The organism is Croceicoccus mobilis (genome assembly GCF_001661965.1).
Lineage (GTDB): Bacteria > Pseudomonadota > Alphaproteobacteria > Sphingomonadales > Sphingomonadaceae > Croceicoccus > Croceicoccus mobilis.
Genome location: NZ_LYWZ01000028.1, coordinates 1 through 12,310, shown reverse-complemented (window position 1 = coordinate 12,310; position 12,310 = coordinate 1). Strand labels below are relative to the sequence as shown.

11 protein-coding genes and 1 pseudogene are annotated in these 12,310 nt (G+C 64.2%); 8 read left to right on the top strand and 4 right to left on the bottom strand.

Annotated features, from left to right (window positions below; genetic code table 11):
• Positions 1-85: 85 nt before the first annotated feature.
• The 5 genes and pseudogenes from A9D13_RS17885 to A9D13_RS20235 all read left to right on the top strand — a co-directional run.
• Entirely contained in the window at positions 86-298 is a 213-nt protein-coding gene (locus A9D13_RS17885) for a cold-shock protein (RefSeq protein ID WP_066776879.1), read from the top strand.
• Between the two features lie 258 nt (positions 299-556).
• Complete coding sequence (locus tag A9D13_RS17880; RefSeq protein ID WP_066776876.1) at positions 557-871, top strand: DUF6481 family protein; 315 nt, start codon at positions 557-559, stop codon at positions 869-871.
• A gap of 38 nt (positions 872-909) precedes the next feature.
• Positions 910-1,629: a polyamine aminopropyltransferase gene (locus tag A9D13_RS17875; RefSeq protein WP_066777541.1), complete on the top strand. Its 720-nt coding sequence runs from the start codon at positions 910-912 to the stop codon at positions 1,627-1,629.
• A 202-nt stretch (positions 1,630-1,831) separates the two neighbouring features.
• Positions 1,832-2,146, top strand: a complete 315-nt coding sequence (locus A9D13_RS20865; protein ID WP_172808220.1) for a response regulator — start codon at positions 1,832-1,834, stop codon at positions 2,144-2,146.
• Positions 2,147-2,288: 142 nt separating this feature from the next.
• Positions 2,289-2,567, top strand: a pseudogene (locus A9D13_RS20235) (hypothetical protein); the annotation flags it as partial.
• A 115-nt stretch (positions 2,568-2,682) separates the two neighbouring features.
• On the opposite strand, the gene A9D13_RS17865 reads toward A9D13_RS20235, so the two are convergent.
• From A9D13_RS17865 to ptsP, 4 genes are read right to left on the bottom strand one after another with little or no spacing between them, the layout of a single operon-like run.
• Positions 2,683-4,074: a carbohydrate porin gene (locus A9D13_RS17865; RefSeq protein WP_066776871.1), complete on the bottom strand. Its 1,392-nt coding sequence runs from the start codon at positions 4,072-4,074 to the stop codon at positions 2,683-2,685.
• A gap of 23 nt (positions 4,075-4,097) precedes the next feature.
• The gene (locus tag A9D13_RS17860; protein ID WP_066776868.1) at positions 4,098-5,810 is read right to left on the bottom strand and encodes a PTS fructose transporter subunit IIC; all 1,713 of its coding nucleotides are present in this window, start codon (positions 5,808-5,810) and stop codon (positions 4,098-4,100) included.
• On the bottom strand, positions 5,807-6,796 hold the full coding sequence (gene pfkB, locus A9D13_RS17855; protein ID WP_066776866.1) for a 1-phosphofructokinase: 990 nt from the start codon (positions 6,794-6,796) through the stop codon (positions 5,807-5,809). Before pfkB ends, A9D13_RS17860 begins: the two co-directional genes overlap by 4 nt.
• The gene (ptsP, locus tag A9D13_RS17850; RefSeq protein ID WP_066776864.1) at positions 6,793-9,303 is read right to left on the bottom strand and encodes a phosphoenolpyruvate--protein phosphotransferase; all 2,511 of its coding nucleotides are present in this window, start codon (positions 9,301-9,303) and stop codon (positions 6,793-6,795) included. The genes pfkB and ptsP overlap by 4 nt, the downstream gene beginning before the upstream one ends.
• A gap of 141 nt (positions 9,304-9,444) precedes the next feature.
• Between ptsP and A9D13_RS17845 the strand changes: the two genes are divergently transcribed.
• The 3 genes from A9D13_RS17845 to A9D13_RS17835 all read left to right on the top strand — a co-directional run.
• Complete coding sequence (locus A9D13_RS17845; RefSeq protein WP_066776862.1) at positions 9,445-10,452, top strand: LacI family DNA-binding transcriptional regulator; 1,008 nt, start codon at positions 9,445-9,447, stop codon at positions 10,450-10,452.
• A gap of 13 nt (positions 10,453-10,465) precedes the next feature.
• Positions 10,466-11,323, top strand: coding sequence for a shikimate 5-dehydrogenase (locus A9D13_RS17840; protein WP_082922544.1), 858 nt, complete (start codon positions 10,466-10,468; stop codon positions 11,321-11,323).
• Between the two features lie 52 nt (positions 11,324-11,375).
• Positions 11,376-12,310, top strand: a 935-nt coding sequence (locus A9D13_RS17835; RefSeq protein ID WP_066771795.1) for a class 1 fructose-bisphosphatase, incomplete at its 3' end; no start/stop codon positions are given.

Genomic DNA, 12,310 nt, shown 5'->3' with positions numbered 1-12,310 from the left:
ACGACTTCCTTTCATTGGACGGCCTTACGCTTACCGTACCGCATGTCGCGGCGCGGCCACTCATCGTTCTTGAAAGGAACTGATCATGAGCAAGACTGGCACCGTAAAATTCTTCAATGCTGACAAGGGCTATGGCTTCATCCAGCCCGACGATGGCTCGCCGGACAGCTTCGTGCATATCTCAGCGGTCCAGGCAGCCGGCATGCAGACGCTGGACAAGGAGCAGCGCCTCAACTTCGAGGTCGAGCAGGGCCGCAATGGCAAGGCCAGCGCGGTGAATCTTTCCGCGGCTGACTAGGCTTGCCGATCTTGCCCCCGTTTCCGCACTGCGGATGCGGGGGTTCCGCTGCCTGAGATGTTCTGAGCCAGTCAGTCGAATTCCGCCACGCCCGCGCGATCGAGGCTGCGATCGAAGCTTTGCGCTGAACGGGCTGAACAGACCCGGCGCGAGCAGCAAAGCGAACGCGGTGATCGCCCTGATGCGAAGCTGGCTTCGTCTGATCCAGAATGAACACACCGGCAGCATTTTTCCAATTCTCTCACAGGCAAGCACGTCATGGCAGCATACAAGGAACCCGATCTCAACGAGCGCCGCAACGCGGCCGCGGCAGCGCGAGAGAAGGCATTGGCAAAACTCAGGGCAAAGGCGCCGGTGGATCCCGCAGTGCAGGCCAAACGTATGGCTGCTGCAGAGGCGCGTGCGCAGGTCCAGGCGGAAAAGCGCGCGGCCCTGAAAGAGAAAAAGGCGCGCGAGCAAGCGGAAAAGGCGGCGCGGATCGAGGCAATGTCCTCGCCCCCGCCCGGCCCCACCGAGGCCGAGCGCAAGGCTGCGCGCGATGCCAAATATGCCGCCCGCAAAGCGCGAAGGTAGCCCCGGCCTTGACGATACTGGCGTCGAAAAAGGCCGACATGCCGCCGGCCGTACCGAACTGGTCCCCGCTTGAGGATGACGAACAGCTAGTCGATATCGCCTTCGTGCCCGATGGCGGCCGCCTGCGCCTGATCCGCAGTGGCGACGATTTCTCGATCCTGCTGGACCACCACGAACTGATGAGTACCGACCTGTCCTCGTCCGAACAGGAGCTTGCCGGAGTGGCCTGCGCGCAAATGGCCGGGCGCGCGGGTGTGCAGATGCTGATCGGCGGTTATGGCATGGGTTTCACGCTCAGGGCCGCCCTTGCCGGTCTCGAAGCTGACGCGGAAGTAACGGTGGCGGAAATCGTGCCCAAGATCGTCGAGTGGGCGCGGGGGCCGATGATCGCTGTCACGGCGGGTTGTCTTGACGATCCCCGCGTGGTCCTGATCGAGGACGATGTCGGGATGCTGATCGAGGCTGCGAGCGAAGGATATGACTGCATCCTGCTCGACGTCGACAACGGCCCTGAGGGCCTGACGAGGCGCTGCAACGATTGGCTTTACTCCGCAGACGGCCTTGTCGCGGCGCGAAACGCCCTGCGGCCCGAAGGCCTGCTTGCGATCTGGTCGGCGGCGCACGACGATCGCTTTGCTGGCCGGCTCGCGCGAAGCGGATTTGCCGTGCGCGTGATCGAGGCCAGGCACGATGCCCATTGGCAGGGCGAAGACGACATCGAGGCGCATGTCATCATTCTTGCCCACAAGATTCCGTGAGCCGGGGCGATCTGGAAAAGATGGTCTGCTCAGGAACAAAGCAACCGTCTGCTCGTATTTGGATAAGCAGTTTTTCGCACGTTCATTGTGGGCGTCCGCTTGGAGGTCGCAACGCATCGTGCAGCAATCCGAACATGTAACGCCGCCCTCTATCAAAGGCCTTTCGGTTCTCGTTTGCGAGGATGAAGGGCTTATCTGCATCTTGCTCGAAGACATGCTCGAAGACGCCGGTTGCTCTATCGTGGGGCCTTATTCGTCGACAAGCGAAACGATGGAGGCGATCGAAACGGTCGAATTCGACGTCGCGCTCGTCGACCTCGGCCTGGCAGACGGGCCTTCCGATCCCGTGCTTGAGGAATTGGCCGCAAGGTCGAAATTTTTCGCGATCATGAGCGGCAACAGCGCAATTGGCGATTTCGATGCCGCCGCACGCCTTCCCAAGCCTTTCACTTTTGACGATGTCGTGGACACGCTGAGGCTTCTTGCCCAGCGCCAGTCCGATCTTTCGCAGGGCTAGATCGCAGCGGCCCTTCGGCGCGTGGACCGCCGTGACGGGCTGCGTAACGCAAGAGTTCCGTGAATTTGCCAGGCTCGGGACTAATTGATTGGCATGCCGCGATGTGACTGTGCCCTGCGCGCCTTTGGCTTCTGGCTCCGCGATGAGATTGGACATAAGCGGCCGGTGTGGGCTTACCGACGAGCAAATGGCACGTCTGCCATCGCATTTTCCCAAGAGCTTCCTCAATCGCGATGGGTTTCGCTGGCGGGAGCCTCCCAAGGAAAACGTGCCTCACGAAACGCTTCAAAACCGCTGGAAGTACTGGAGCGAAAGGAGGCTCTTCGGACGCATGATGGAAGGTGAAAGCGCACCGCTTCCAGCCGTGGAGTGAACAAGGTATCTCGGGCGCCTGATAGGGCGGACCAAGGGCGGCATGAACGCCAATAAGAGAAGCGCCGATTCAGCATCGCAATCGCATCGAGATCGTGTTCGGCCGCATCAGGGATTGGCACCGCGTCGCAACCTGCCACGACCGAACTCGTCTGAAACTGGCCTCACCGCCCCAATAATGTCGGGCCGTCGATGGTGAATTTGAAGCCCACGATCAGTGCATCTGGAATATCGCTCGTGCGAAACGGCGCGCCGGTCTGGTCGGGGTTCACGATATACTGGACATTTGGCGAGATCCGGACCGCAGGAGTCAGCTGCGCGCCATAGGCCAGTTCCATCATCACTTGGTGGCGGGAGATATCGCCATCGCCGCCTGCGGCAACGCGTGCGGCGCGCATACGCTCCATCGCGAGGTCGGAAAAGCGCTGGTCGGAAATCACGAAGCCCAACGTGTCCCGATCGCGGCCGGGGAAAGTGCCGGTCTGCACGATCCCGAAATCGAGGAAGCGGCTTTCCTCGACCCGGCCCGACAGGTTGGTCATCGCGACGCCAAAGATCGCCAGCCCGCGCGGGTTGGGCCCGGCGGTGCCGGTGATCTGCTGTTCGGCGCGGACATACAGGCCCGAACGCCCCTTGCGCGTCGCCGCCGCTTCGCCCGACAGGATCGCGATATCGCCATCATCGTCGAGCAGCGGATCGGCATAATCGCCCCTGTCGATCCAGCCGCCCAGGATATAGCGGCCCGGCAGCCCGGATTGGGGCGCATATTCCAGCTCCCACGGGATGACGACGCCGGTGCCGCCCTTGAACGAGAAGGTGAAGCCATCGTCGTTGGGCCGCTTGCGGCGCGGGTTCACCTCGTAAACGCCGGCATGCAGGCTGATCTCGTCAGTGAACTGCGCCTTGGCATGGGCCATCCAGCTCGATGCCGGGAAATAGGTGAAATTGCTGTTCTTGAAGACGAAGGTCGGATTGCCGCAAACCGAATTGTTCTGGAAATGGCAGTAATATTGCGAATTCAGGAAATGGATATTGGCCTGGCTCTTGCCTGCCTCAACGGTCAGCGCGCCGTCCAGCATACTCTGTTCCCATGTCAGGATCGCAAGATGGGTGTTTTGCGTGCCCCAGATTTCCTGCACCGAGGTGTTGTTGCCCAGCGCGAGCGCCGACAGGCTTTTGCCGTGCCGGTTGGTGACGGCGGCATGGATCTTCGCGCCCGAAATTCCGGCGATGGTGTCCATGTCGAAATCGGCGCCGACATAGACCTGACCCGCATAGGCGGCGTCCTTCGTCAGCCCGCCCGACAGATTGGCGGCAGCCTCGCCCGTATAGTTCAGCGCAAGCGTGATGCCGTCATCGGCCAGGGGCTGGAACGGGGTGACCTCGCGCCGGGCAGGTTCGGGCAAGGCCGGGGGCAGCGGATCCTGCCGGTCGGCGACAGTGCTGGCGTCGCCGTCTTGTGCAAGGGCCGCAGCAGGCGATAGCGACAGGGCCGTGGCAATAGCGAGGGCGGCAGCGCCTGTGCGGCAGGCGCCGTGGGGGAATGTGACGGTCATCGATTGAACCTTTGCGTGGGGTATCAGGCGGCAGCGGCGGCAGGCGCCGTGCGTTTCAACAGGCCGACAAGCACGGCGGACAGCACCGTGCCGGCAATGATGGCGACGGCATAAAGCCCGACATGGGTGACCGCGCCCGGGATAGGCAGCACGAAAATGCCGCCATGCGGGGTACGCAGTTCCACGCCCACCGCCATCGAAATGGCCCCGGCCAGCGCCGACCCGGCCATCAGCGCGGGGATCATGCGCAGCGGATCGCGCGCGGCAAAGGGGATCGCGCCCTCGGTCACGAAGGCAAGGCCCAGCACGGCAGCCGCACCGCCCGCCTCGCGCTCTTCCAGCGAAAAGCGCCATTTGAACAGGCGGGTGGCCAATGCTGCGGCCAGCGGCGGGGTCATGCCCGCAGCCATGGTCGCGGCCATCGGGCCGTAAATGCCGCTCGCCAATACGCCGATCGAAAAGGCATAGGCCGCCTTGTTCACCGGCCCGCCCATGTCGAGCGCCATCATCGCGCCCAGGATCGCGCCCAGAAGCAGCGCGCTCGACCCCTGCATCGAGCGCAGCCATTCGGTCATGAAATTCAGCAGCGCGGCCACCGGCGTGCCGATGGCATAAATCATCAACAGACCCGTCAACAGCGTGCCCAGCACAGGCAGAACGAGGACGGGCTTCAATCCTTGCAGGTTCTTGGGCAGCTGGATCCAGCGGTTGAGCCAGTAAACGCCATAGCCCGCGACGAAACCCGCGACGATGCCGCCCAGAAAGCCCGCGCCGATCGAATTGGCAAGCATGCCGCCGATCATGCCCGGCGCGATGCCCGGCCGGTCGGCGATGGAAAAGGCGATGTAACCGGCCAGCGCCGGGACGATCAGGGCAAAGCCGCCACTCGCGCCGATCTGGAACAGGGCATGGGCCAACGTCCCTTCGGCGGCATCGGCATTGGCGTCGACCCCGCCCAACGCGAACGCCATGGCGATCAGCAGGCCGCCCGCGACCACGAAGGGCAGCATGAAGGACACGCCGGTCATCAGATGCTTATAGGGGCCGGTGCGTTCCTGCTTGCCGGACGCGTTTCCGGATGCTCCGTCAGCCTGCACCTCGCCGCCCTGTGTCTCGGCTTCGTCCAGCGCGCGGGCGATCAGCTTCGCGCCTCCCGAAATGGCGGGCTTGGTGCTGGATGCAAAGACCCGCTTGCCCGCGAAACGCGCACGGTCGACTTCGCGGTCGGCAGCGATGATGACGATATCGGCAGCGGCGATCTCTTCCGCTGTCAGCGGCGTGCCGGCGCCGACCGAACCCTGCGTTTCGACGCGCATGTCATAGCCGAGCTGCGCCGCGCCTGCCTGCAGCCCTTCGGCGGCCATGAAGGTGTGGGCGATGCCGGTCGGGCAAGAGGTTACGGCGACGATGCGCTTCGTATCGCTGCCCGCTGCGGGTGCGGCAGTGTCCGCGCCCAATGCGGCGTCGGGGTCCGACAGTACGGCATCGAGCGTGAGGCGGCTGTCGGCGCGAGAGGCCAGTGCGGGGTCGGACGCCTGTTCGGGGCCGACCAGCAGCAACGTGTCGCCCGCAGCCGGCGCGCCTTCGGGCAGCGGGTTGACCGGGCCCTGTTCGGTGCGGACCTCGATCTCTATCGCGCGGCCGGTCTTTTCGGCGGCCCTGCGCAGGGCTTCGGCGGCCAGGAAGGCGCGTACGCCAGCGTCCCGGTCTTCGACGATTGCGTAGAACTTGCTCATTCGGCCTCTCCAGCCATACTTGTTTTCGTTTCGGAGGTTTCCAGCCATTGGATCGCCACGTCCTCGACCAGCGCCCGCACATTGGCGAGCGCGGGCAGGTTGGGACCGGCCATGCCCAGCTTGGCGACGGCAAAGGCGGTCGACAGGCGCGCGATGCGCTCGAGCGAGGCACCCTCTGCCAGCGCGGCGGCGATGCCGGCCACCATGGCATCGCCCGCGCCCACGGTGCTGGCGATGTCACCGATGGTCAGCTTCGCCGTAATCGCGCCTTCGCCCGACACAAAGATCGCGCCGTCCTCGCCGGCGGAAATCACCACCAGAGCGACCCCGCGCCGGCGCAATTCATGCGCGGCATCCAGCAGGGCGGCGGTATCGGGCAGCGCGCGACCCAGCCAGTCGGCCAGTTCTTCGCGGTTGGGTTTGACCACGTCGGGCAATGCCGCGCTTTCCAGCGCGCAGGTCAGCGGCAGGCCGCTGGTGTCGAGCAGGATGCGCGCGCCCTTTGCCCGCAAGGCAGCGGTCAATGTGCCGTAGATATCGGGCGGGCAGCCCGGGGGGAGGCTGCCCGCCAGCACGGCCAGGTCGCCAGAACCTGCCGCGCTTTCAAGAGTTGCGGCGACCATTTCGGCGCGCCCGCGATCAATGGCGATGCCATCGAGATTGATGTCGGTGGTGCCCGCATCGTCGACCAGCTTGAGGTTGACGCGGGTCGATCCGGGAATGCGGATCATGCGGTCGGCGATGCCTTTGCGTGCAAACAGCGCATCGAAGCTGGAGGCATTGTCGCTGCCGAGCAGGCCATAGGCCGCAACGGGCGTGCCGCTATCGGATGTGCTCCAATCGGCAAGACAGCTGGCGACATTGACGCCCTTGCCGCCCGCGTTCTGCCGCACCTGGTGCGCGCGGTGCACCGCGCCGACAGTCAGCCGGTCGAGCGTCACGGTCTGGTCGATGGCCGGGTTGAAGGTGACGGTCAGGATGTTCATTCCCCCGCTCCTGTATCGAGGGCACGGACCTCGTCCGCTCCGGCTGCGGCCAGCGCGCGGGCGGCCAGCGCCTTCATCTCGTCCATCCCGGCTCCGCGCAGGCGGGCCTTTACCGCCGGAATGTCGCGCGGGGTCATCGAAAGTTCGGCCACGCCGAGCCCGGTGAGAAGCGCCGCACCGAACGGATCGCCCGCGATACCGCCGCATACGCCGACCCAGCAGCCGTGTTCCTTCGCCCCTTCGACGCAAAGCGCGATAAGGTTGAGCACGGCAGGGTGCAGGCTGTCGGCCTCGCCCGCCAGTTCAGGGTTCTGCCGGTCGATGGCGAGCGCATATTGGGTAAGATCATTGGTGCCGATGGAAAAGAAATTGGCATGGCGGGCAAGGCTGCGCGCCTGCACGGCGGCAGCGGGCACCTCGATCATGATGCCAACGGGGATCTGGGGGGCGTCCAGTTCGGCGCGGATTTCCTCGCACCGCGCGCGCAGGCGGATCAGTTCCCATGCCGAAGTGATCATGGGGAACATGATCTTTACGTCCCCGCCTTCCTTTGCCGCGCGGTACAAGGCGCGCAATTGCGGATCGAGCAGGTCGGGGCGGCGCAGCAGCAGCCGCGCGCCGCGCACGCCCAGGAACGGGTTCTCCTCTTCGGGCAGGTCGAGGTGCGGGACCTGCTTGTCACCGCCGATGTCGAGCGCGCGCACGATCAGCGGACGCCCTTCCAGCGCGTCGATCATGGCGCGATAAATCGCATATTGATCGTCTTCGTCCGGGGTCTCGCCTGCCTCCAGAAACAGGAATTCGGTGCGCATCAGGCCGACGCCTTCGCCGCCCTGCGCCACGGCAAAGGGCACCTGATCGGGGCGGTTCACATTGGCCGCGACTTCGATCCGCATGCCATCGGTGGTGATGGCGGGCTGGCCGCGCTCGGCTTCCTCCGCCGCGCGTTTCTGCGCCAGATCGGCAATCCATGCGCGGGCAGAGGCGAGATCGTCAGCCGAAGGATCGATCCAGACCCGCCCGCTGTCGCCATCGACGATGGCCGTCGTCCCCGCCGCCAGCGCCAGCAGGCGCGCGCCGCCCGCCACGACAGAGGGCAGGCCCAGCGTGCGCGCAAGAATGGCGCTATGCGATGTGGGCCCGCCCAGTGCGGTCGCGATACCGGCGACGCGGCCTGTATCCAGCGTCGCCGTATCCGAAGGGGAGAGATCGGAGGCAACGAGGATCGTGGGTTCGCCGGGCATGTCGGCCAGCGATCCGGTGGAGAGCGCGGGGTCGATTTCGGCCAGCACGCGGCGCCCGACATCGTGAAGATCCGCCGCACGGGCCGCCAGCACCGGATTGCCCAGCGCCGAAAGCTGGCCCGCGACGCGTTCGACCGCATTGTGCCATGACCATGCGACGCCGTGCCCCTCGACCATCAGTTGGCAAGTAAGAGTGATAAGGTCGGTATCGTCGAGCAGATCGGCCTGCGCCTTGAAGATCGCGGCATCGCCCGCGCCAAGCCGGCGCGCGGTATCGTCGATCAGCGCCTTCATATGGGCGCGGGTCTGCGACAGGGCATCGTTCAATTGCGCGCCGCCGGTGACCAGATCGACCGGCACGTCGGGCACGTCCAGCTCTTCGGCGGCAAGCACGTGCACCGTGCCGATGGCAAGGCCGGGGCTGGCCGCGACGCCGGTGATCATCTCGGGGTTTCCGGTCGGCTTCCAACCGCGGATCGGGGTGGCGGCCTTTTCTTCTGCCCGCTCCGCATCGCGCTTTTCGCGGGCGGACAGGTTGCGGGCGGTCTTTACCAGCGCATCCAGCGCGGAACGGGCGCCTTCGCCCTCGGCGCTGAAAATGACGGTGTCACCCTGCTTCAGACCCAGTTGCAGGAGCGATATGAGGCTGCGCGGATCGGCGCTGTCGTCCCCGTGGCGCACGCGCAGCCGCGCCTTTTGCGCCTTGGCTGTGTCGACCCATGCCGATCCGGGCCGCGCATGCAGGCCCGAGGGGTAATCGACTGTCCATTCGGCAGTCTGGGCCAGATCGGTGGCAGCGATTCGCGCCGGTTCGGGCGCATCGCTTTCCAATGCGCGCACGATGGCCTGCGCATCATCGGTTGAAATCAGCGTCTCCAGCTTCTCCTCATCCTGTATCAGGCGGGTGAGGCGGCGCAGGATGGCGATATGGCTATCCGAATTGGCGGCAATGCCGACGACAAGCCGCGCGCCTTGGCCCGGGTTCCATTCGACCCCGCCGCGCAATTGCAGCACGGCGATGGCGTCATGCTTCACCATGGCGCGGTCTTCCTTCATCCCGTGCGGGATCGCCACGGCAGAGCCGAGGAAGGTGTTGGCAGCCGCTTCGCGCGCCAGCATCGATTCGACATAAGCGGGATCGGCAGCGCCACTCGCGACAAGCAACTGGCCCACCTGGCGGATCGCATCTTCTTTCGAAGCAGCCTTTGCGCCGATCGCCACATGGGTCTGTGCGACCGCTTCGGGGGCGGTTTCTGCCAACATCCTTCTCTCCATCATTCGTTCTGAACTGAGAAAACGTTTTCTCAGCTAAATTGTCAAGAGCGCTTGCAGAAAACAATACGAAAGGCCAAGATCATTGACACAGAAGAGGCATTGGACCGGATAACGGGAGAGAACGTTTTCATGGCAGTGGGTATTCGCGACGTGGCACGGGCGGCAGGGGTTTCCCCCGCTACCGTATCGCGCGTCCTGTCTGGAACGCCCGTCGATCCCGCCATGCGCGACGCGGTACTGAAAGCGGTGGAGACCACCGGCTATCGCCCCAATCTGGCAGCGCGGCGTCTGCGTTCGCGCCATACCAATACCATTGGTCTTATCGTGGCGGACATTCGCAACCCGTTCTTCACGGCCGTGTCGCGCACGATCGAAGACATGGCCAACCGGCAAGGCATGCGGATCATCCTGTGCAACACCGATGAAGATCCGGCGAAGGAGGAGGCCTATCTGGGTCTGATGGAGGAGGAGCGCGTGACCGGCGTCATCCTCGCCCCTGCCCGCAGCACGCGCAAACGCCCGCCACGCGACTTTCCCACCGTGCTGATCGACCGTACGATCCCCGGTGAGGTGTTCGACTGCGTGGTGCTCGACAATATCTCGATGGCCGATGCGCTGGTGCAGCATCTGGTGCAGCGTGGCCATCGCCGCATTGCGGGGCTTTTCGGCGCCGAAAGCAATACCGGTCGGGAACGCCGCATTGGGTTCGAGGAAGCCGCCGCCCGGTTGGGGATCGCTGCCACCAGCCATGCCGTGCCGCATGCCGATGGCGAGGCCGCGCAGGTGCTGCACGGAATCCTCGCAGGCGCGGACCGGCCCGATGCCATCGTTGCCAGCAATGGCGTGATGCTGCTGACGGTGCTGCGCGAATTGCGGGTTCTGGGCCTGCGTGTTCCGGGCGATATCGCGCTGGCAGGATTCGATAATAACGACTGGATGGAATTTGTCGGCGACGGGCTGACCGTGATCGAACAGCCGGTAGACGAAATTGGCCGCACCGCGATGACGATGCTGGCCGAGCGCATCGCCCACCCTGAAAACCCCGCGCGCAAGGTGGTGCTACAAGGCCGGCTGATCGTGCGCGGATCGTCCGCTGCCGTGGATGCAGCGGCGGATATGGAGGCTCAATCCCGATGAAGAGTGTTTGTCGATGACCGAAAAACCGCCGATTGGCGCTGCGACGAAGCTGTGCATGTCGCTGTCCGGCAGGCCCGGTAATGGCGGATCGCGGCTACATAACCGGCTGTATGAGTTGCTGGGGCTCGACTTTCTTTACAAGTCGTTCGGTACGACCGATCTGGCTGCCGCCATCGGTGGGATCCGGGCGCTGGGTATTCGCGGAAGCGCGATTTCCATGCCGTTCAAGGAGGCGGTGATTCCGCTCCTCGACCATATTGAAGCGTCGGCCAGCGTGATTGAAAGCGTCAACACCATCGTCAATGATGATGGCGTGCTTACCGGCTACAACACCGATTTCATCGCGGTTCGCGATTTGCTGAAAGCGAAAAGGATCGACCCGGCCACACCTTTCGTCCTGCGCGGAAGCGGCGGGATGGCGAAGGCGGTGGCAGCGGCGCTGCGAAATCTGGGTTTCGATCATGGCACCATCATCGCGCGAAACGTCGACACCGGCCCCGCGCTGGCCCGGCAATATGGCTATGACTGGCGCGCCGACCTGCCCGAACCGGGAGCGCCCCTTTTGATCAACGTGACCCCGCTTGGCATGGCGGGCGGGAATGGGGCTGACCTTGCATTCCCCGAATCCTATGTCGCGGCAGCCGAGATCGTTTTCGACGTGGTCGCCCAGCCAGCCGAAACGCCCTTTATCAAGCTGGCGCGGGAAATGGAAAAATTGGTGATTTCGGGCGCCAGCGTAATCGTATTGCAGGCGGTGGAACAATTCGTGCTGTATACCGGGGTGCGTCCTGACGCCGACATGGTGGAAGAGGCTGCGGCCTTTGCCCATGGCGCAGCCGCGGCAGCTGAAATTCGCGCCGCACTCGGCTGAGGCCGGGACATGTCGCGCAATCGTCATGACAGCCTGTCAGAGAGCATTGCCTATGTCCAAACCCACTCTCAGCCGTTTTCTCATCGATCAGCAGCGCATGCCGGATTCGACCTGTCCGGCCGAACTGCGCCTCTTGATCGAAACCATTGCCCGCGCCTGCAAGGTGATCAATCACGCCATTTCAAAGGGCGCTTTGGGGGATGTGCTGGGCAGCCTCGACAGCGAAAACGTGCAGGGCGAGGTGCAGAAGAAGCTGGACGTGATCGCCAATGACCTGCTGCTCGACGCGAATGAGTGGGGCGGCCATCTTGCCGGCATGGCGTCTGAAGAGATGGAGGCGATCCACCCGATCCCGAACCGCTATCCCAAGGGCGAATATCTGTTGCTGTTCGATCCCATCGACGGGTCGAGCAATGTCGATGTCGATCTTTCCGTCGGCACTATTTTCTCGATCCTGCGCGCGCCGGAGCACACGTCTGGCCGCGATGTGGAGGAAGGTGATTTCCTCCAGCCCGGTCACTGCCAGGTGGCGGCGGGCTATGCGATCTATGGCCCGCAGACGCTGATGGTGCTGACCGTGGGCACGGGCGTCTATGAATTCACGCTGGATGCCGAAATCGGTTCGTGGCGTATGACCGACGGGCCATTGAAGATCCCGACCGGCCGCCGCGAATTTGCGATCAACATGGCGCGCCGTCGCCAGTGGTCGCCTGCGATCAGCCAATATGTGGAAGAGCGCATCCTTGGCGCAGAGGGGCCTTTGGGCGTCGATTACAACATGCGCTGGACCGCATCCATGGTGGCCGACGTGCATCGCATCCTTAAGCGTGGCGGCGTGTTCCTTTACCCCGAAGATCACCGCAACGGTAAGGCGAAGCTGCGCCTGCTATATGAAGCGAACCCGATGAGCATGCTGATCGAACAGGCTGGCGGCGCGGCGACCGATGGGGCCAACCGCATCCTCGATGCAGAGCCTGTCGGCCTGCA